The 18,739-nt window shown below is 63.4% G+C and carries 17 protein-coding genes and 1 pseudogene; 9 read left to right on the forward strand and 9 right to left on the reverse strand.

The window, feature by feature from the left end:
* Window positions 1–2 precede the first annotated feature (2 nt).
* From cdd to deoA, 3 genes are read left to right on the forward strand one after another with little or no spacing between them, the layout of a single operon-like run.
* A complete protein-coding gene (cdd, locus tag NKI54_RS01245; RefSeq protein ID WP_023675315.1) occupies window positions 3–395 on the forward strand; it encodes a cytidine deaminase in 393 nt (130 codons plus the stop codon).
* Window positions 392–1,210, forward strand: coding sequence for a purine-nucleoside phosphorylase (locus tag NKI54_RS01250; RefSeq protein WP_352633715.1), 819 nt, complete (start codon window positions 392–394; stop codon window positions 1,208–1,210). The genes cdd and NKI54_RS01250 overlap by 4 nt, the downstream gene beginning before the upstream one ends.
* Window positions 1,210–2,529, forward strand: a complete 1,320-nt coding sequence (deoA, locus tag NKI54_RS01255) for a thymidine phosphorylase (RefSeq protein ID WP_352633713.1) — start codon at window positions 1,210–1,212, stop codon at window positions 2,527–2,529. The genes NKI54_RS01250 and deoA overlap by 1 nt, the downstream gene beginning before the upstream one ends.
* A 109-nt stretch (window positions 2,530–2,638) precedes the next feature.
* On the opposite strand, the gene NKI54_RS01260 is transcribed toward deoA, so the two are convergent.
* The 3 genes from NKI54_RS01260 to NKI54_RS01270 form a co-directional block, all read right to left on the reverse strand.
* Entirely contained in the window at window positions 2,639–3,199 is a 561-nt protein-coding gene (locus tag NKI54_RS01260; protein WP_352568187.1) for a TIGR02281 family clan AA aspartic protease, read from the reverse strand.
* Window positions 3,200–3,299: 100 nt separating this feature from the next.
* Window positions 3,300–3,929 (reverse strand): uracil phosphoribosyltransferase, encoded by a 630-nt coding sequence (gene upp, locus NKI54_RS01265; protein ID WP_023675320.1) that lies wholly within the window; start codon window positions 3,927–3,929, stop codon window positions 3,300–3,302.
* A gap of 142 nt (window positions 3,930–4,071) precedes the next feature.
* Window positions 4,072–5,046: an adenosine deaminase gene (locus tag NKI54_RS01270; protein WP_352454014.1), complete on the reverse strand. Its 975-nt coding sequence runs from the start codon at window positions 5,044–5,046 to the stop codon at window positions 4,072–4,074.
* 167 nt (window positions 5,047–5,213) lie between these two features.
* On the opposite strand from NKI54_RS01270, the gene ubiE reads away from it, so the two are divergent.
* The 3 genes from ubiE (at window position 5,214) to coaBC (ending at window position 9,158) form a co-directional block, all read left to right on the forward strand.
* The gene (gene ubiE, locus NKI54_RS01275; protein WP_352690419.1) at window positions 5,214–5,990 is read left to right on the forward strand and encodes a bifunctional demethylmenaquinone methyltransferase/2-methoxy-6-polyprenyl-1,4-benzoquinol methylase UbiE; all 777 of its coding nucleotides are present in this window, start codon (window positions 5,214–5,216) and stop codon (window positions 5,988–5,990) included.
* A gap of 70 nt (window positions 5,991–6,060) precedes the next feature.
* On the forward strand, window positions 6,061–7,635 hold the full coding sequence (gene ubiB, locus NKI54_RS01280) for a 2-polyprenylphenol 6-hydroxylase (RefSeq protein ID WP_352576200.1): 1,575 nt from the start codon (window positions 6,061–6,063) through the stop codon (window positions 7,633–7,635).
* Between the two features lie 65 nt (window positions 7,636–7,700).
* Entirely contained in the window at window positions 7,701–9,158 is a 1,458-nt protein-coding gene (coaBC, locus tag NKI54_RS01285) for a bifunctional phosphopantothenoylcysteine decarboxylase/phosphopantothenate--cysteine ligase CoaBC (protein WP_352690422.1), read from the forward strand.
* Here the strand turns inward: coaBC and NKI54_RS01290 are convergent.
* A pseudogene (locus tag NKI54_RS01290) lies at window positions 9,155–10,604 on the reverse strand (MFS transporter). The gene coaBC and the pseudogene NKI54_RS01290 overlap by 4 nt on opposite strands.
* A 1,120-nt stretch (window positions 10,605–11,724) precedes the next feature.
* Between NKI54_RS01290 and NKI54_RS01295 the strand changes: the two are divergent.
* From NKI54_RS01295 to NKI54_RS01305, 3 genes are read left to right on the forward strand one after another with little or no spacing between them, the layout of a single operon-like run.
* Entirely contained in the window at window positions 11,725–13,179 is a 1,455-nt protein-coding gene (locus tag NKI54_RS01295) for an efflux RND transporter periplasmic adaptor subunit (RefSeq protein WP_352568183.1), read from the forward strand.
* Window positions 13,180–13,186: 7 nt separating this feature from the next.
* On the forward strand, window positions 13,187–13,930 hold the full coding sequence (locus tag NKI54_RS01300; RefSeq protein WP_352568182.1) for an ABC transporter ATP-binding protein: 744 nt from the start codon (window positions 13,187–13,189) through the stop codon (window positions 13,928–13,930).
* A gap of 55 nt (window positions 13,931–13,985) precedes the next feature.
* Entirely contained in the window at window positions 13,986–15,146 is a 1,161-nt protein-coding gene (locus tag NKI54_RS01305; protein WP_352690425.1) for an ABC transporter permease, read from the forward strand.
* 147 nt (window positions 15,147–15,293) lie between these two features.
* Here the strand turns inward: NKI54_RS01305 and NKI54_RS01310 are convergent, their stop codons facing one another.
* The 5 genes from NKI54_RS01310 to NKI54_RS01330 all read right to left on the reverse strand — a co-directional run bounded on the left by NKI54_RS01310 (window position 15,294) and on the right by NKI54_RS01330 (window position 18,703).
* The gene (locus NKI54_RS01310) at window positions 15,294–15,767 is read right to left on the reverse strand and encodes a DUF992 domain-containing protein (protein WP_352469481.1); all 474 of its coding nucleotides are present in this window, start codon (window positions 15,765–15,767) and stop codon (window positions 15,294–15,296) included.
* Window positions 15,768–15,903: 136 nt separating this feature from the next.
* Entirely contained in the window at window positions 15,904–16,749 is an 846-nt protein-coding gene (locus NKI54_RS01315; protein WP_352469482.1) for a tetratricopeptide repeat protein, read from the reverse strand.
* A 161-nt stretch (window positions 16,750–16,910) separates the two neighbouring features.
* On the reverse strand, window positions 16,911–17,183 hold the full coding sequence (rpsU, locus tag NKI54_RS01320; protein ID WP_023675331.1) for a 30S ribosomal protein S21: 273 nt from the start codon (window positions 17,181–17,183) through the stop codon (window positions 16,911–16,913).
* Window positions 17,184–17,447: 264 nt separating this feature from the next.
* Window positions 17,448–17,834 carry an SET domain-containing protein gene (locus NKI54_RS01325; protein ID WP_352690427.1) on the reverse strand — a complete coding sequence of 129 codons (387 nt, stop codon included), beginning with the start codon at window positions 17,832–17,834 and terminating at the stop codon, window positions 17,448–17,450.
* Window positions 17,835–17,944: 110 nt separating this feature from the next.
* Complete coding sequence (locus tag NKI54_RS01330; protein ID WP_352644249.1) at window positions 17,945–18,703, reverse strand: SDR family oxidoreductase; 759 nt, start codon at window positions 18,701–18,703, stop codon at window positions 17,945–17,947.
* Window positions 18,704–18,739 lie beyond the last annotated feature (36 nt).

Raw genomic sequence — 18,739 nt, forward strand, 5'->3', positions numbered from 1 at the left:
TCATGGCTCATGATCTGTTCGAAGCGGCGAAAGCCGCCATGGCCAAGGCCTATGCGCCCTATTCGAAATTTCCGGTCGGCGCGGCGTTGCGCACCGAGGACGGCCGTGTCTTCACCGGCGCCAATGTCGAGATCGCGTCCTATCCGGAGGGCTGGTGCGCCGAAACCACCGCGCTCGGCCACTACGTCATGGGCGGCGGCGGCAAGATCACGGAAATCGCCGTGATCGCCGAACGCGTGGCAAAATGCTCGCCCTGCGGCGGCTGCCGGCAGCGGCTGGCGGAATTCTGCCGGCCGGAGACGAAATTCTATCTCTGCGATGATAGCGGCGTGGTTGAGACCGTGACCATGGGCGAGTTGCTGCCATACGGGTTTGAAGGCGATGTGCTGAAATGAAGGAAGCGCTCGATCACCTCGTCGAAAGGCTGGACGGGCTGGCGCCGACCACCGCCTTGGTGCTGGGGTCAGGGCTTGGCGGGCTTGTCGACCAGGTCGAGGATGCGGTGCGCATCTCCTACGCCGACTTGCCGGGGTTTCCCCGAAGCGGCGTCAGCGGCCATGCCGGCGAGGTGGTGGCGGGGCTCTTTGCCGGCACGCCGGTGCTGATGCTGTCCGGCCGGGCGCATTATTACGAGCACGGCAACGCGGCGGCGATGCGGCCGGCACTCGAGGTGCTCGCCGGCCTCGGCATCTCCAGGCTGATCCTCACCAACGCCGCCGGTTCGGTCGATCCCGGGATGGGCCCGGGCTCGGTGATGCTGATCACCGACCACATCAATTTCTCGGGCTCCAACCCGCTGATCGGCGAACCGAGCGACCGCCGTTTCGTCGGCCTGACCGAAGCCTACGACGCCGGTCTCCGCTCCGCCATCGAGCAGGCGGCGAAGGCCATCGGGGCCACGCTGCACAAGGGCGTCTATATGTGGTTCTCCGGCCCATGCTTCGAGACGCCCGCCGAGATCCGCATGGCGCGCGTCATGGGCGCCAACGCAGTCGGCATGTCGACGGTGCCGGAGGTCATTCTCGCCCGCTTCCTTGGGCTGCGCGTCGCCGCGTGTTCGGTCGTGACCAACCTTGCCGCCGGCATGACCGGAGCCGAGCTGTCGCACCAGGAGACCAAGGACATGGCGCCGGTCGGCGGCGCGCGGCTGGCGACCATTCTGCAGCGTGTTTTTCAGGACGGGCTTCCGGAGCACAGGGTCGACGCCTGATGCTTCCCCAGGAAATCATCCGCCGCAAGCGCGACGGCCAGAAGCTCTCGGCTGAGGAGACAGCGTTCTTCATCGAGGGTCTGACCGCCGGCACAGTCACCGACGCGCAGGTCGGCGCCTTTGCCATGGCGGTGTTCTTCAACGGCATGAGCCGCGACGAGGCGGTGGCGCTGACTATGGCGATGCGCGATTCCGGCGATGTGCTCGACTGGTCGGATCTGCCCGGCCCTGTCACCGACAAGCATTCGACGGGCGGCGTCGGCGACAATGTCTCCTTGATGCTGGCGCCGATCGTCGCTGCCTGCGGCGCCTATGTGCCGATGATTTCCGGCAGGGGTCTGGGCCATACCGGGGGCACACTGGACAAGATGGATGCGATCCCCGGCTATATCAGCCAGCCGGATGTTGCGCGGTTCCGCAAGACCGTGCTCGAAACCGGCTGTGCCGTCATCGGCCAGACCGCCGATCTGGCACCCGCCGACGCCAGGCTCTACGCGATCCGCGATGTGACAGGAACGGTGGAATCGGTGCCGCTGATCACCGCCTCGATCCTGTCGAAGAAGCTGGCGGCCGGCCTTGGTTCGCTGGTGCTCGATGTCAAGGTCGGCAACGGCGCCTTCATGGAGAAATCGCGCGACGCAACCGCACTGGCCAACAGCCTGGTCGACGTCGCCAATGGCGCCGGCCTTAAGGCCTCGGCGCTGGTCACCGGCATGAACGAGCCGCTGGCGTCCGCCGCCGGCAATACGGTCGAGGTGCGCAACGCCGTCGATTTTCTCACCGGCCGCTTTCGCGACCGGCGGCTGGAGGACGTGACGCTGGCGCTGGCCGCCGAGATGCTGCAATCGGCAGGCCTGGTGTCGTCCAACCAGGACGGCCTGCGCCGCGCCGCCGAAACGCTGGCCGGCGGCCGCGCCGCTGCCGTCTTCGCGCGCATGGTGGCGGCACTGGGTGGTCCCGTCGACTTTGTCGACAATCCGGAAAAATATTTGCCGAAAGCGGCAACGGAATTCGCGGTCAAGGCGAGCGCGAACGGCTTTGTCACCGGCATCGCGACCCGCGAGATCGGGCTTGCCGTGGTCGGGCTTGGCGGCGGGCGGACGCGGCCCGACGACAGGATCGATCACGCCGTCGGCATCACCAGGCTGTTGCCGGTCGGCGCTGAAGTGCGGGCCGGCGAAGCGCTGGCGCTGGTCCATGCCCGCAATAGCGGGGATGCCGAAGCGGCCGCGGCCGCCGTGCTTTCGGCCTATACCATCGGCACTTCCAAACCGGCCACGGAGAAAACCGTCATCCGGCGGATCCTGCCGCGCGGGTAGAGCCATTCCGATGGTATCGGATGGGCTCTATCTTTCTTTGGACCACGATCTTGTCCGAAAACCGGTCCCCACTTTTCGCTGGCGCGGACCTGCGGTTCGGGATCACGTTTTACTGAACCAGCAGCAGCTTGCCGTCTTCGACCTGGTATTTTTCGAGTCGCTGCAGAAAGCTCATGCCGATCAGGTTGGTGTGCAGCGCCCTGTCGTCGAGCACGACGGCCTCGACGCCCTCGACGGTGATCTTGCCGATCTGCAGGCGATCAATCGTCACCACGGCGGCCTTGATCGCACCATTGGCGGTGTTGACCTGATGGCTGAAGTCCGTCGAATTGAGCGAGATGCCGATCCTGCGCGCAGTCGAGGTGTTGATGGCGACGAGCGTGGCACCGGTATCGATCATGCCGTCGATCTGGCGGCCGTTCAACTTGAAGACCGACATGAAATGCCCGCGCGAGTCCGCGGTGACCACGACCTTGCGGCCGAGCGGCTGCGGCGTTGTGGGCCTGTCCGGGACGGCGGCGAGATTCAGGTCGGTTTGTGTGTCGGCCGGCCTGGCTCCGATGGCGGATTTCAACAGCCGCTCGATTACCTGTGAATTGGACTGATAGACGATCGGCAGCGATGCCGACGTTCCGGCAAACACGCCAAGGATGAGGAGCTTGCGCAGCATGGACCGGCCTTTGTGGTTGCCGATCCTTAGTCCGACATGGTGATTGCCGCTTTAACGAGTGCGGAAACCAGCCGTTTGCGTAAACAATCGGTAAACGGATCTATTTGGTGCCGTACATGCGGTCGCCGGCATCGCCGAGACCCGGCATGATATAGCCCTTTTCGTTGAGCTGGCGGTCGATGGAAGCGGTGAAGACCGGAACATCGGGATGCGCCTGGGTAAACCGCTCGAGGCCCTCTGGTGCCGCCAGCAGGCAGAGGAAGCGGATGTTGGTGGCACCGCGGCCTTTCAGCTTGTCGATCGCCGCGATCGCCGAATTGGCGGTCGCCAGCATCGGGTCGACGACGATCACCAGCCGGTCGGCGAGGTCGCCCGGCGCCTTGAAGAAATACTCGACCGCTTCCAGCGTCTCATGGTCGCGATAGAGGCCGATATGGGCGACACGCGCCGCCGGCACCAGATCGAGCAGGCCTTCGAGCAAGCCGTTGCCGGCGCGCAGCACCGAGGCGAAGACCAGTTTCTTGCCCTCCAGCGTCGGCGCCTCCATCGTCTCGATCGGCGTCTCGATGGTCGTCGTCGTCAGTTCCAGGTTGCGGGTGACCTCGTAGCCGAGCAGCAGCGAGATCTCGCGCAGCAGCCGCCGGAAGCCGGCCGTCGAGGTTTCCTTCTTGCGCATGATGGTCAGCTTGTGCTGGACAAGCGGATGGTCGACGACGGTGACGCCCTTCATGGTGTTCTCCAACTGCGCAAATGAATGGTGAATGGTGAATAGTGAATAGTGAACTGGTTTGCGAGTCCTTGGTTGCGCGGAAAAACTCGCGGTTGACGAACCGAAGCGCCGGGTGAACCATTCACCATTCACCATTCACCATTCACCTGCCCTTGGCGCCGAGCCTGCCCAGCAGCACCGCCCTGGTCTTCCTGTCGACGAAGGCTGCCTCGATGGCCGTCCTGGTGACGGCGGTGAGCGCCTTGTCGTCCATCGCAAAATGCTCGGCAGCGATGTCGTATTCGCGTTTCAGCGAGGTCCAGAAATAGGGTGGGTCATCGGAGTTGAGCGTCACCTTGCAGCCCGCTGCCCGCAAGGCGGGGAAGGGATGGTCGGCGAAGCTGTCGAAGATTTTCAGGGCGATGTTGGAGCCAGGGCAGCATTCGAGCACGACGCCTTCGTCGGCGATGCGCCGCACAAGCTCGGGGTTCTCGATGGCGCGCACGCCATGGCCGATGCGAGACGGGCGGATGTGGTCGAGTGCCGCCTCGACGCTCTCCCAGCCCATCAATTCGCCGGCATGGACGGTGATGCCGAGGCCGGCCTCGCGGGCGATCTCGAAGGCCCTGACATAATCTTCCAGGTCGCCTATCCGCTCGTCGCCGGCGACGCCGAAACCGGTGACCAGCGGATGCCCGCAGCGCGCGGCGAAACGCGCCGCTCGCTCGATCGATTCGACACCGAAATTGCGCACGCCGGTGACGATCATGCGGCCTTCGATGCCGGTCTTCGCCTTGGCGCGGGCCATGCCTTCGCCGAGCGCGTCGGTATAGGCCTTCGGCGACAGCCCGGCCTTGCTGGCATGGTCGGGCGAGGTGAAAACCTCGGAATAGATGGCGCCGTCGCGGGCGAGGCTGGTCAGGTAATGATCGGCCAGCCGCGCATAGTCTTCTTCGGTGCGGAACAGGTCCGACGAGAAGTCGTAGGCGGCGAGGAAAGAGGTGAAGTCGTGCCAGACGAAGGAGCCGTCCTGGATGTAGGGCGAGGCATCCTTGCCGTATTTCTCAGCCTGGCGGAGGACGAGTTCAGGCGCCGCTGCCCCTTCGATGTGGCAGTGCAGTTCTGCTTTCAAAGGCATTCAATTATCCCGTCAGGCTTTTTCTTATGACGCAAGTTCCTGTCGGAAAACCGTGTGACACTTTTCCGGAACCTGCTTCGAAGCGCGGCCGAACACCGCGCCTTAAACAATAGCGCCCGCACCATCGATCGGCTATGGTCCCGCCGATTTTATGGCGGATCAAAACGATGTCGGTTGAAAGAACCACTGCTGCGGGCGGCATGGAAACCTCCTATGGTTTCAGGCGGGTAGGACCAGGCGACAAGCAGTCCCTGGTCAATGATGTTTTCCACAAGGTGGCAAACCGCTACGACCTGATGAACGACCTGATGTCGGCCGGCTTGCATCGGTTGTGGAAGGACGCCATGGTCGCCTGGCTCAATCCACCGAAGCGGCCGGGCTGGAGCGTTCTCGACGTAGCCGGCGGCACCGGCGACGTCGCCTTCCGCATCGTCGAGGCGAGCGGCAGGCATGCCCATGCGACGGTGCTCGACATCAACGGCTCGATGCTCGCCGTCGGCCGCGACCGGGCCGAGAAAAAGGGCCTGTCGGCAAATACCGATTTCGTCGGGGCCAATGCCGAGGAACTGCCTTTTGCCAACGCTACTTTCGATGCCTACACCATTGCTTTCGGCATCCGCAACGTGCCGCGCATCGATGTGGCGCTTGCCGAAGCCTATCGCGTGCTGAAGCCTGGCGGGCGCTTTCTCTGCCTTGAATTTTCCGAGGTCGAGATGCCGCTGCTCGACAAGGTCTATGAGGCATGGTCGTTCAACGCCATTCCGCGGATCGGCAAGGCGGTGACCGGCGATGGCGAGCCCTATTCCTATTTAGTCGAATCGATCCGCAAATTTCCCAATCAGGTGAATTTCGCAGCGATGATCTCCCGCGCCGGCTTCGACCGCGCCTCGTTTCGCAATTATTCCGGTGGCATCGCCGCGCTCCACTCGGGCTGGAAGCTTTGAGGCTGGCCCGTATCTTTCGTAATCAATGTGCTCTTCGCCGGTCCAGGAGATCGGCGGGGCAAAGCCAGCCATGAGCAGCATCGGCGCTGGTTTCAGGCTCGTGCGGGCCGGCTGGGTACTGGTCCGCGAAGGCGTCATCGCGGCTTTGCCCGGCGACGAGCTCTTCGGCCTGCCGAAATTCGGCTGGCGCATGGCCCGGCTATTCACCCGCCGTCGCGCGCTTGCCTACGAGCGCGGCGACCGGCTGGCCAAGGCGGTCGTGCGGCTCGGCCCATCCTACGTCAAGCTCGGCCAGTTCCTGGCGACACGGCCGGACGTCGTCGGCAACGACATAGCGCTCGATCTCGCCATGCTGCAGGACAAGATGCAGACGTTTGCGAAGGCCGAGGCCGTTGCAGCGATAGAAGCCTCGCTCGGACGCAAGATCGACGAGCTCTATGTCAGTTTCGGCGAGGCCGTCGCCGCCGCCTCGATCGCCCAGGTTCATACCGCCGAAGCCCTGCAGGACGGCGTCATTACCCGGGTAGCAGTAAAGGTCATCCGGCCGGGCGTGCGCCGCCGCTTCTTTCGCGATCTCGAGAGCTATTTCCTCGCCGCCCGGCTGCAGGAAAAATACATCCCGTCGTCGCGCCGGCTGCGGCCGGTCGAGGTGACGGAGACACTGGCCCAGACGACCAAAATCGAAATGGACCTGAGGCTGGAGGCGGCGGCTTTTTCGGAGCTCGGCGAGAATACCAAGGACGATCCCGGCTTCCGTGTGCCGTCGGTCGACTGGGAGCGCACCGGTCGCGACGTGCTGACCATGGAATGGGTCGACGGCATCAAGATGAACGATATTGCCGGCCTAGCCGCCGCCGGCCACGACCTGAAGGCGATTGCCGCCAACCTCGTTCAGTCGTTTCTGCGCCATACGCTGCGTGACGGTTTCTTCCACGCCGACATGCACCCGGGCAACCTGTTTATCGAAGCCGACGGCACCATCGTCGCCGTCGATCTCGGCATTGCCGGCCGGCTCGGCAGGAAGGAGCGCCGGTTCCTCGCCGAAATCCTCTACGGCTTCATCACGCGCGATTACCAGCGCGTCGCCGAAGTTCATTTCGAGGCCGGCTACGTGCCGCGCCAGCACAATGTCGCGGCTTTCGCCCAGGCGATCCGGGCGATCGGCGAACCGATCCACGGCCAGCCGGCCGAGACCATCTCGATGGCCAAGCTGTTGACGCTGCTGTTCGAGGTGACCGACCTCTTCGACATGGCGACGCGGTCCGAACTGGTGCTGCTGCAGAAGACCATGGTCGTTGTCGAAGGCGTCGCCCGCACCCTCGACCCGGCCTTCAACATGTGGAAGACGTCGGAGCCGGTGGTCAGCGGCTGGATTGCCCGCAATCTCGGCCCGCGCGCCCTGCTGGCCGATGCGCGCGACGGTGCCAACGCGCTGCTGGCGCTGGCCCGTCAGGCACCGGACCTCGCCGCCCGTACCGAGCGGCTGTCGCGTGAGATCGACCTGATGGCCGAAAACGGCCTGCGCTTCGACGAGGGGACGGCGGACGCGATCGGCAAAGCCGAGGCGCGCCACACCCGCTCCGGCCGGCTGGCGCTGTGGGTGATCGCGCTGACGCTGGTGTATATCGCCTGGCGTATATTCTAGCGCTTGTTGCAAAGTGATTGCATTGCTATCATTGCACTCAGCAATTCCGGGCAAGGTGCAATCAGATGGCCAGCATCACGATCCGCAACCTTGATGACGAGGTCAAGGACCTGCTGCGCCGACTGGCGGCGGAGAATGGCCGGTCGATGGAAGACCAAGCGCGGGTGATGATCCGCGCAGCGGTCGAAGGTCAGTTCGGTTCGGCCGGTCGCATCGACCAGATCGAGAAAACACTGCGCGAACTGACGAGTTCGCAGAGTCCAGCAACGCCGGTGGTCGCCGTCTCCAGCCCGCGAGGCATCCTCTCCGGCAAGCGCATCCTGCTGATCATCGGCGGCGGCATCGCCGCCTACAAGGCGCTCGACCTGATCCGCCGGCTGCGCGAGCGCGGTGCTTCGGTGCGCGTGGTGATGACCGCGGCGGCGCAGGAGTTCGTCACTACGCTGTCGGCCGGGGCGCTGTCGGCCGACCACGTCTTCACCGAATTGTTCGATCGGCAGGACGAGCACGACATCGGCCACATCCGGCTGTCGCGCGAAGCCGACCTTTTGGTCGTGGCGCCGGCCACCGCCGACCTGATGGCAAAGCTCGCCAATGGCCACGCCAACGACCTTGCCTCGACCGTGCTCATCGCCACCGACAAGCGAGTTTTGATGGCGCCGGCGATGAACCCGAAAATGTGGGCGCATCCGGCGGTCCGCCGCAACCGCTCGATGCTGGGCAAGGACGGCGTCGCATTCGTCGGCCCGGCGAAGGGCGAGATGGCCGAGAGCAACGAGGTGGGCGAGGGCCGCATGGCCGAGCCGCTGAAGATCGTCACCGCGATCGAGGCGCTGCTCGACAGCCGGCCAAAGCCGCTGGCAGGCAGGAGGATCATCGTCACTTCCGGACCGACGCATGAACCGATCGACCCGGTGCGCTACATCGCCAACCGCTCGTCGGGCAAGCAGGGCCACGCCATCGCGGCGGCGCTGGCCAGGCTCGGCGCCGACGTGCGTCTCGTCTCCGGCCCGGTCGGCATTGCCGATCCGGCCGGCGTCGCCACGCTGCACGTCGAAACCGCCGTCGAGATGAAGGACGCGGTCGAGCAGTTGCTGCCGGCCGACGCGGCGGTGTTCGTCGCGGCTGTCGCCGACTGGCGCACTCAAAGTTCGGCCGGGGAAAAGATCAAGAAGATGGCGGGCGAGGGGCCGCCCTCGCTGCAGATGGTGGAAAATCCCGATATTCTTGCCGGTGTCGGGCACCACAAAAAGCGGCCGATGCTGGTGGTCGGTTTCGCCGCGGAGACGCAGGATCTGGTCAGGAATGCCGAGGCCAAGCTCGCAAAAAAGGGCGCCGATCTTATCGTCGCCAATGATGTCTCGCATGAAGATGGTTCCCCGGGCGTGATGGGCGGCGACCGCAACAAGGTGCGAATCGTCTCGAAGGCCGGCGTCGAGGAATGGCCGGAGATGAGCAAGGACGAGGTGGCGACGCGGCTCGCGGCACTAATCGCCGACCGGCTGAAGACGGTCGTTGTCTAGTCAATCTCCCCCACGGAGATTGACAGCTTCGCCGGCTTCGTGTCGGTCGTCCCCGAAATCCGCAGGGCGGCGAGGCATCCCAGGATGCCGAGCGGTATGAAGGCGAGGAACAGCCAGGCGGCGACGTTCGCCGCGGCCTCGCGGTTCAGGCCTTCGGAAAAGCCGCTGGCGTTGGCGACGATGCCGGTCAGTGCCGCACCCACGGCATAACCGATGCGCTGCATGGTCGGCACAGCGGCCGAGGCGATCGTCTGCTCGCCTTCCTTGGCCGATGCCACGATCACACGCGTGACGAACGGGCCAGGCGATGCCGAAACCGCCGCCTTGCAGCAAGGCACAAAGCAGGATCAACGGGATAGAGCCGGCCGGCACCGTATAGGCGAAACCGGCGACGCCCGTGGCGATCATCAGCGCCCCGCCGACGATGATCAGCCGCTCTCGCTCTGGCGGCGCATTGGCGACGAGGATCGACAGGATCGACCAGGCGATCGATTCGGCGGCGATGATGTAGCCGGTGGTCAGGATCGGAATGCCTTGCAGGCTGGTCAGAAGCAGCGGCCCGTAGACCGCGAACGAGCAGGTCGCCACCGAAAACGCCGCGACCATGGTCATGCCCGCGCCGACCGGCGAGCGCCATGAGAACAGCCGCGACGGGAACAGGCGCGAGCGCGGCTTCAGTGCGTCGATATAGATAAACAGCGCCAGGCCGATCAGGCCGAGGGTGAGCAGCAGCGACGAGCGCAGCAGGGCGATGTCGACGCCGGCAGTGGCAATCAGCACGACGCTGCCGGCGAGGCAGCCAAGTGCCGCAAAGGGGAAGGGCGGCGCCGAGCCGCCCTTCGCCTGCGGCCTCGTTGCTTCAGGCGTATCGAGCACGAGGAAGCTTGCCAGCGCCATGGCCGTGCCGCCGAGGGTGAAGACGCCGAAGGCCCAGCGCCAGGACGAGAATTCGGTCATGACCGCGCCGAGCACCGGCCCGCTGAAGGCGGCGACACCCCAGATCGCCGACATGACGCCGAAAAGCTGCGGCCAGATCGCGCGGGCAAACAGCCGCTCGACCGAGACGAAGGCCAGCGACACCAGCGCGCCGCCACCGAGCCCTTCGATCAGGCGGAACAGCGGCATCGAAGGCGCGGTGGCGCAGACCAGCGCGCCGACGGCATAGAGCATTGCGGCGACCATCATGTTGGTACGCAGCGCGACATAGCTCACCAGCCGTCCGGCGGCCGCACCGGCAACGATGGCGCCGAACTCGTAGATCGCCAGCGACCAGCCGACCAGTTGCACGCCGGCGAGGTCGCCGACCATGGCCGGCATGACCGTTGCTACCATGGTTTCGTTGGTGGCGTGCAGCAGGATGCCGAGGCCGATAAAGCAGAAGCGCGCCAGGTCGCCGCTCGCCCACAGCGCGCGCCAATCGACCCCGTTTGTGCTTGTTTTGGTCATCCAGCCCCCCGAGCTTCCCTAGACGCTGGTCTAAAATATTGGAGCGCTCTTCGTCTCCAAATGGGCACGCGGCGCTTCGGGGACGGCTTGTAAAACCTCAACCGCAGTTGAGTTCAAGCGGTTTCCGGTGTGCTGAGATGATGATGTAGGCCGGAAGCCAGGGTGATCGTGCATCTCGGCTCCACGATCAACCCGCTCTGCGGCGCAACTGATACTGGCTGACGCCGATTGCGATGTTCACGCCGTTCTACCAATCGATTTAGCAGCACCTCAACCGACGCATATCCCAGATACTGGTTGCCAGCTTCCGCAAATATGGTTAATATATTAGCAAGAAGAAATATTCCCGCTTACAGTCGTACTGGAGCACGACAATGGGCGCTGCCGATTTGCGCAGGCCAAGTATTGCGGCGATTCTGTGCGCCGCAGAGGGCCCTTCATCCGAAAGAGTCTTGTCACCCGAAAGAGTCTTGGGAGGCCCGGCGGCTTAAAGCCGTTGCTGGCGGCCTCATAACTTCCGCATCCCCCACAGCATAATCGATCGAACCGAATCGAGGGCTTTGTTGCGCCCTCATGCTGCCGACCAGTGCCAGAGATGGCCTGCGCAGCACCCTCTAGCTCTGGCAAAATCGGAGGAAAACATGATTATTGGATGTAGATGTAGTGGTTTAAAGGTGGCCGCGGCTGCGGCTTTCATGGGTGGGGCACTGTTGCTTGGAACAGGCGGAGCGCTAGCGCAGACCTGTCCCGGCGTATCGCAGACACAGTGCACGGACTTCTGCGGCACCGCTGGCGTGGCCTCCTGTACAAAGACGGGGTCGGTTCCGGACTGCGTGTGCAATGAGACCACGAAGGATGTGAATGGCAATGCGTTCGGCACGGCAACGCAGGATACGGCTGAAGGCCAAGGCAACATTGGCAACAAGACCGAGACGGCCTGCGAGGGTAATCCCGGCCACTGCAAGTAGTAATATCCGAAATTTTCGAATAAACATCTATGTATTTGGCTGTTGACGGGTTTATTCTATAGGTTCGTAGAATTCCTCTGCGGCACTGCCAAGTGCAGATTAAAGAGCTGGAAGGGACTACCTTTCCCTTCCGGCTCAGAGGTGGTCAGAACATGATGCGCAGCGTTTTGTTCGTTACGGTAATCCTCGGCGCGGCGGTAACGCCCGGGAGTTCCATGGGACCGACACCATCGGTGACTTCCGGCCAGGTTTTGTCGGCCTTCAATCAGCTCTCAGCTCTCCTCGAGCCGTCCTCCATCCGGCCCGATACCCCCGCCTATCGCTCGCAAGCCGTGGAGCGCGGCGATATCGTCACAACGGTGCAGGCGGCTGGCACGCTGAACGCGCTAGTTATGGTGGAAGTCGGTTCTCAGCTCTCGGGTCGGGTGAAGGAACTCTATGTCGACTTCAACTCCAAGGTCACCAAAGGCCAGGTGATAGCCCGGGTTGAGCCGGAGATTTACGAAGCGAGAGTAGCGCAAGCCCTTGCCGAACGGGAGATGGCGCAAACGCAGGTTTCGGTACATCGGGCGCAGATCGAGCGGGCCAGGGCAGAGATGGAGACCGCCGAGGCCAGATATGATTCTGCAGCCGCACAGACTACACGCGCCGAAATCGCGCTCGATGGTGCGGCGCAGGAAGTGAACCGCAAACGTTCCCTGGCTAAGCAGAAGATCATCGCGGTGGGAGAATGGGAGCGGGAGAATACCGCGCACAATTCTGCCAAGGCGCAGGCGACTGCCGCCCAGGCCGAGGAACTGTCGCAATCGGCAGTCGTTCGAGCCGCCAAGGCGACCCTCAACATGGCAGAAGCGGAGCTCGCCAACACGCTTGCCCAGGTGAAGCAGAAGGAAGCGGTGCTTCAGCAGGCCCAAATTGATCTTGACCGCACCTATGTACGCGCGCCGGTCACCGGCACAGTGGTCAATCGCGCCGTCAGTGGCGGTCAGACCCTGGCGGCTAGCCTGCAGACCCCGATACTGTTCACCATAGCTCAAGACCTGACTGAGATGCAGGTGGAAGCTTCCGTGGTGGAAGCCGACATTAGCCGTTTTGCGCTCGGGCAGCCGGTTACTTTCACTGCCGATGCCTATCCCGACCGAATTTTCACCGGCACGGTAAAACAGATACGCAAGGCACCGCAGGTCGTTCAAAACGTCGTCACATACATAGTGGTGGTCGGTACGCAAAATTCCGATGAGCTGCTGTTGCCCGGCATGACCGCCAATCTGAGCGTGGTAATGGCCAAGCGACAGGGGGTCTTGAAAGTGCCCAATGCGGCCCTGCGTTTTCGGCCGCCGAGTGATACCGGGGACGAGGCGCGATCAACCGCGCCGGCCATTGCCAAAACGGGCGTAGAGGCGGGAAGCCCGGGCGAGGTATTTGTATTTGGGCCAGACCGCGAGCCGAAGCTTGTCTCGCTCCGGCTTGGAATCACCGACGGTCGTGCAACAGAGGTGCTGGCAGGCGACCTGACTGAGGGGCAGCAGGTCATTACGGGGCTTGCTACTGCTCCGCGTCGGGACGATGACGCGTCTTCCGTCCTGGTCAAGTTCCGGTTGTGGTGAGGTATTCATGGCTCTGATTGACGTCGACCGGCTGCGCCATTGCTACCGTGTTGGCGGAGAGCCGGTGTGGGCGCTCGAAGGGGTGAGCATGACGATTCAACGAGGCGAATTCGTCGCGGTGATCGGATCTTCAGGATCGGGCAAGTCTACCTTCATGAACATACTGGGCTGCCTCGACAGTCCGAGTGAAGGCCGTTATCGGCTGAACGGGGTAAACGTCGGTGGACTCCATCACGATGAACTCGCTGCGATCCGCAATAGGAACATCGGTTTCGTGTTTCAGTCGTTCAATCTGCTGCCGCGGGCCAGCGCACTAGAAAATGTGGAACTGCCGCTTGTCTATCGCCGCATGTGGGCTGGTGAGCGGCGGCGCGCAGCGCTGGCGATGCTGGCCAAGGTAGGGCTCGCCGATCGGGCCAGACATACTCCTGCCGAACTCTCGGGCGGACAACAGCAGCGCGTTGCCATTGCCCGCGCCCTGGTGACGGAGCCTTTACTTTTACTGGCCGATGAACCCACTGGTGCGCTCGACAGCCAGACAGGGCTGGAGATCATGGCAATTTTCCGCCGACTCAATGGAGAGGGCCTGACCATTGTGCTGGTCACCCATGAGGCTGAGATAGCTGCCCATACGGATCGCATTGTAGCCTTTCGAGACGGCCGCGTTCTGTCAGACACCCCTGTCATACAGCAGGTCCGACCTTTGGATGACACTCGCCGTCTAGCGCTGGCGTACAACAATGTCCGGTAGCACAAGAACCGCCCTGCGATCATTACGCTCCCATCATATGCGCAGCGCGCTCACCATGTTGGGCATCATCATCGGTGTGGCCGCTGTCGTGGTGATGATCGCGATCGGGGTTGGTGCGCGCGAACGGATCACTGCGCAGATCCGCAGCCTCGGCGCCAACCTCATCAGCGTCAGTCCGGGCAGTGCGAAGATGGGCAGCGTCCGCCTTGGGGCCGGTGGCGCGCCGCGGCTGAGTGAAGAGGACGCGGCGGCGATCGGAATGGAAATCCCCGGCGTCGTGGTGGCGGCGCCACTCCTCTACGCCCGCGAGCAGTTCACGATCGGCTCCGCCAATTGGCAAGGCGTGCTTCGCGGCGTGACGCCGGAATATTTCTCAGCGCGCGAGTGGAGGGTTGTTGCCGGGCAGGAGATGACCCCGGAGGACAACAACCGCGTCGCCAACGTGGTGCTCCTCGGAACGACGATGCGGGAGAAGTTGTTCGGAAAAGCCGATCCGCTGGGCGCCGCGATCCGCATCCGCGACGTGCCGTTCACGGTGATCGGACTGCTGGAGCGGAAGGGCCAGAGCGTGTGGGGCGATGATCAGGACGATGTGGCACTTGTGCCGCTGAGGACGGCGCGACGTCAGTTCATTGGCACGAGCCGTGCCAATCCGACCTTCGTACACAACATCACCGTCAAGTTCGCCGATTGGACCTCGGCCGAGGGCACGATGGCAGCGATCCGCCAACTCCTGTGGCAGCGTCACCGGTTGCGGACAGGTCAGGAAGACAGCTTCATGGTGAGCAACCTCGCCGAAGCTGCGAATGCCGAAGGTTCGACCACACGCGTGGTGTCGCTGCTGCTTTCGGCGGTGGCCTCAATTTCGCTGGTCGTGGGCGGGATCGGCATCATGAACATCATGCTGGCGACGGTGACGGAGCGGGTCCGCGAGATCGGACTGCGGCTTGCGGTGGGCGCGCGACGGCGAGATATCCTTGCCCAGTTTCTCGTTGAGGCAGCAACGCTTGCCCTGCTCGGGGGTATTCTAGGTGCTGGTATTGGGATTGTTGCTGCAATCGCCGTTGGGTCTATCGCTCAATGGCCGGTGATCATCGATCTAAGCGCCGTCCTGCTGGCTATCGGCTTTGCCGCGGCTGTAGGCGTCTTTTTCGGCTACTATCCCGCCCGCAAGGCCGCAAGCCTACAGCCGATCGAAGCGCTGCGCGCAGAATGAGTTTGGCGCCACCGCGCGATCATCGGTCAATTTCGAAGCCGCAAGGCGCCCAATCAAAAGGCTGCCACGCGCCGGCGACTACGCGGCGCGGAACCGTCCTATCCCGGCGCATGATGAAAGGCCACGGGCCGTATTTGCCACAGGCCGCTATTTGAACGAATGGATCAGGTCCAGCGAAGTGACGGCGACCGCCAGGTTGACGCCGGTCTGTGCCTGGACACTGAGCGGCTGCAGCGAAAAGGCGCTGTCGAGGCCGCCGACCAGGAGATTGGCGCCGCCACCGGTGACCACGCTGGCCTCGGCGTTCACGCCATAATAGCTGCCGGCAAGGTCGCCTTCATCGTGGTTGCGGGTCGCCGCCAGGACCGCCCATACCAGCTGGCCCTGATGCGTCCGGCCGACATCGACGCCGAGCTTGGAAATCACCCCGGTATAGACTTCGGAGGGGCCGCCACGATGCGGACGAAAGACACAGGAAACACCCTTGTTGGAGGTGACGAGATAGGCCGTGCCGCCGTCGATGGTGCAGTCGAGCACGCCGAGCTGGAGTTTGCTGGCGCTGGCGGGAGCGGCAACGACGGTCGTGGCGAGAACAGCGGCACAAGCGAGTTTCTTGATCATGGCAGGGTCCTTTCGAAATTGCCTTGTACAAACGGCTGAGCACGCCGAGCGTTCCGCCGAAAACTTGGCGCCAGCAAGGCGAAGCTAAACGCAGGGTTGTCGGAGTGCGGAAACGGAGGCCCGATTAACCGGCCGCTCAGCCGGCACTGGTGCGGGCCAGGCCGTCCTTGGCCGGCTGGTAGGTCGGATTGAGGTGCACGGCCTCGCGGTAGGATTTCGCGGCCCTGACCTTGTCGCCGCGCCGCTCGTAGATCAACGCCTGGTTGGACCAGGCCTCGGCATTCTTGCCGTCGAGCTTGATCGCCATGTTGAAGTCGGCGAAGGCATTGTCCTCGTCGTTCATGGCAAGGTAGGAGAGGCCGCGTCCATTGTAGGGCTCGGAGGCGTCCGGCGCCAACGAAATGGCGGTCGAGAAATCCTCGATGGCAAAGGCGTGCTGGCCCTGGCTCTGGTAGATCAGGCCGCGATTGTGATAGGCGCGCGCATCGGTCGTGTCGAGCTGGATGGCTTTCTGGAAATCGTTGAAGGCTTCCTGGACCCGGCCCGCCCTGCGGTAGAGATTGCCGCGGCCGATATAGGCGGCGTCATAGTTGGAATTGATCTGGATCGAGCGATTGTAGTCGGCGAGCGCGCTCGCCTGATCGCCGAGGAAGCGCTGGATGAGCGCACGGTTCGAATAGGCCTGGTAAAAATTCGGATTGAGCTGGATGGCGGTGTTGAAGTCCTTCAGCGCCGCCTGGTACTGGCCGCCGCGGCCATAGGCCGAGCCGCGCACATTGTAGGCTTCCGGATCCTGGGGGTTGCGCTGGATCACCGCCGACAGCGAGGAGATGTTCTCGCTCGAGCCTTGCGCCTTGTCGATGTTGTTGAACTCGCCGGTCGGAACGCTCTGGCAGCTGGCAAGCGCCATCCCGGAAAGCAGGGCTGCCGTCAGGGCGAGGCCGCGCCACGCGGTTCTGCGCTCTACGGTGATTGCGTCCATGTCTGCCCTGTCCTTACTGCGCCGTCTGGTCCGTTCCCCCTCCGAACCGCCATCTCTCCCAACCGGTCCTCTCGGACCGGGTCGAACTCACAACAAAAAGGTGGCGGCGATTCCGCATCGCGCCACCTTGGATATCCTTGGAAAAGGACGAAAAATTGACGTCAGAACCGCGGCGGACGCGGAGCACCGGCACCGGCAGCACCGGCCGCGACCGGACGCGGGGTCATCGGCAGCAGGCCTTCGCGCTGGGCGCGCTTGCGGGCCAGCTTGCGGGCACGGCGCACGGCTTCCGCCTTTTCACGGGCGCGCTTCTCGGAGGGCTTTTCGTAATGTCCGCGCATCTTCATTTCGCGGAAGATGCCTTCGCGCTGCATCTTTTTCTTGAGCGCGCGAAGCGCCTGATCAACATTGTTGTCGCGGACGAGTACCTGCACGTGCAATCCTGTCTTTCGGGTTTGAAATCAACAGGCAAGCGGCTACAGCCGCAAGCCTCCGCGGCGCGTTACACCACGAATTGGGGCGGCTGATAGCAGAATCAAGGGGCTCTGTCCACAGCCGATTGAGAGGCGGTGCCGATCCCGAAACGAACAACCCGCCTCAGGGCCGTCCTTGGTGTGAATCAGCACCATATGGAAATTAGTAGCATAGCTGCCGGCACAAAGCAAGAACAAAATTCGCCTTGGGCCAGATAGGCGCCGCTACGCCGTGGCCAGGTGGAGCTGCTCGAAACCCTCGAAGAACTCGCCGTAGTCGCAGGTTATTTCCTCGCCGGCGGCGATGTCTCGAGTCGCGGTGGCCCCGCCATATTGCGAAAAGTCGGTGTTCGGCTTGTCGGCGTGGTTCATGAAGCGGCCATTGTCGACCTCATAGACCATGAAGCCCGGCCGGTCCGGACTGGGATAGGCATATCTGTCGAGCAATTCCTTGAGGTGCGGCGGCGCCGTCTCGTGTCTTTCCATCGGGATCAGCCGGTCGAAGTCCGGATCGAGCCGCCAGATCTGCGCCCCTTTCCGGATCGGCTCGGCGGCGAACACGCCGACGCCTTCGATTGCGCTTGCAGCGATATAGGTCCTGATCAGCAGCATGTTTCCAACCCGTTTTCGAGGAGAAGACGGAATCGTCAAATCGCCGGGAAAAGCAAGACCGGTTTTTCCGGTATTGCGGCTGGCGGGCCGACGCCGACCGCGAAAACGCTTCACGTGCGGGTGATCGAGACACCGCCGTCGGCGAACAGTGCCGTGCCGGTGGTGAAGCTCGATGCATCGGAAGCCAGGTAAAGCGCCGAGCGGGCGATCTCCTCTGGCTCGGCGACGCGCTTCAAGGCATGCAGGTTTTCGACGAAGGCTCGCGATTCCGGTGTCTTGAACGTTGCCGAAGGCGTGTCGGTGCCGCCGGGCAGCAGCGCGTTGACCCGAACGCCCTTGGCGCCATATTCGGCGGCTAGAACCTGCGTCAGTCCGATCAACCCGGCCTTGCTGGCGGCATAGCTGGTCATGCCGGGCATGCCGACGGTGTGGCCGACGAAAGTGCAGGTGAAGATCAGCGATCCGCCGCCGCGTTCGACCATCGCCGGCACCTGATATTTCGCGCCAAGGAATGCGCTGGTCAGGTTGGTATCCAACGTTTCTCGCCAGCCCTCCAGCGAGAGGTCGGAAATCGGACCCATCTCGCCGACCGAACCGGCATTGTTGAAGGCGATATCCAGCCCGCCGAAGTTCTCGACCGCCACCTCGACAAGGGCTTTTGCATGGGCTTCGTCGCGAACATCGCCGGCAAGCGCAACGGCCGTACCGCCGGCGTCCGCGATTTCGGCTACGAGCGCATCGAGTTCGGCCTGGCGGCGGGCCGCGACGACCACCCTGGCGCCTTGCTCGGCAAAGAGCTTTGCCGTGGCGCGGCCGATGCCGGAACTGGCGCCGGTGACGATGGCGACTTTGTTGGCAAGTGTGAACATTTTCTGCATTCTTTTTTCGCGCCGGCTCCGGCCGGC

Origin of the sequence: Mesorhizobium sp. M0663 (genome assembly GCF_040320585.1) — a bacterium.
Lineage (GTDB): Bacteria > Pseudomonadota > Alphaproteobacteria > Rhizobiales > Rhizobiaceae > Mesorhizobium.

Coding starts and splice junctions, on each gene's coding strand:
- cdd (WP_023675315.1), top strand. CDS start 3: ATGGCTCATGATCTGTTCGAAGCGGCGAAAGCCGCCATGGCCAAGGCC.
- NKI54_RS01250 (WP_352633715.1), top strand. CDS start 392: ATGAAGGAAGCGCTCGATCACCTCGTCGAAAGGCTGGACGGGCTGGCG.
- deoA (WP_352633713.1), top strand. CDS start 1,210: ATGCTTCCCCAGGAAATCATCCGCCGCAAGCGCGACGGCCAGAAGCTC.
- NKI54_RS01260 (WP_352568187.1), bottom strand. CDS start 3,199: ATGCTGCGCAAGCTCCTCATCCTTGGCGTGTTTGCCGGAACGTCGGCA.
- upp (WP_023675320.1), bottom strand. CDS start 3,929: ATGAAGGGCGTCACCGTCGTCGACCATCCGCTTGTCCAGCACAAGCTG.
- NKI54_RS01270 (WP_352454014.1), bottom strand. CDS start 5,046: ATGCCTTTGAAAGCAGAACTGCACTGCCACATCGAAGGGGCAGCGGCG.
- ubiE (WP_352690419.1), top strand. CDS start 5,214: ATGTCGGTTGAAAGAACCACTGCTGCGGGCGGCATGGAAACCTCCTAT.
- ubiB (WP_352576200.1), top strand. CDS start 6,061: ATGAGCAGCATCGGCGCTGGTTTCAGGCTCGTGCGGGCCGGCTGGGTA.
- coaBC (WP_352690422.1), top strand. CDS start 7,701: ATGGCCAGCATCACGATCCGCAACCTTGATGACGAGGTCAAGGACCTG.
- NKI54_RS01295 (WP_352568183.1), top strand. CDS start 11,725: ATGATGCGCAGCGTTTTGTTCGTTACGGTAATCCTCGGCGCGGCGGTA.
- NKI54_RS01300 (WP_352568182.1), top strand. CDS start 13,187: ATGGCTCTGATTGACGTCGACCGGCTGCGCCATTGCTACCGTGTTGGC.
- NKI54_RS01305 (WP_352690425.1), top strand. CDS start 13,986: ATGTTGGGCATCATCATCGGTGTGGCCGCTGTCGTGGTGATGATCGCG.
- NKI54_RS01310 (WP_352469481.1), bottom strand. CDS start 15,767: ATGATCAAGAAACTCGCTTGTGCCGCTGTTCTCGCCACGACCGTCGTT.
- NKI54_RS01315 (WP_352469482.1), bottom strand. CDS start 16,749: ATGGACGCAATCACCGTAGAGCGCAGAACCGCGTGGCGCGGCCTCGCC.
- NKI54_RS01325 (WP_352690427.1), bottom strand. CDS start 17,834: ATGCTGCTGATCAGGACCTATATCGCTGCAAGCGCAATCGAAGGCGTC.
- NKI54_RS01330 (WP_352644249.1), bottom strand. CDS start 18,703: ATGTTCACACTTGCCAACAAAGTCGCCATCGTCACCGGCGCCAGTTCC.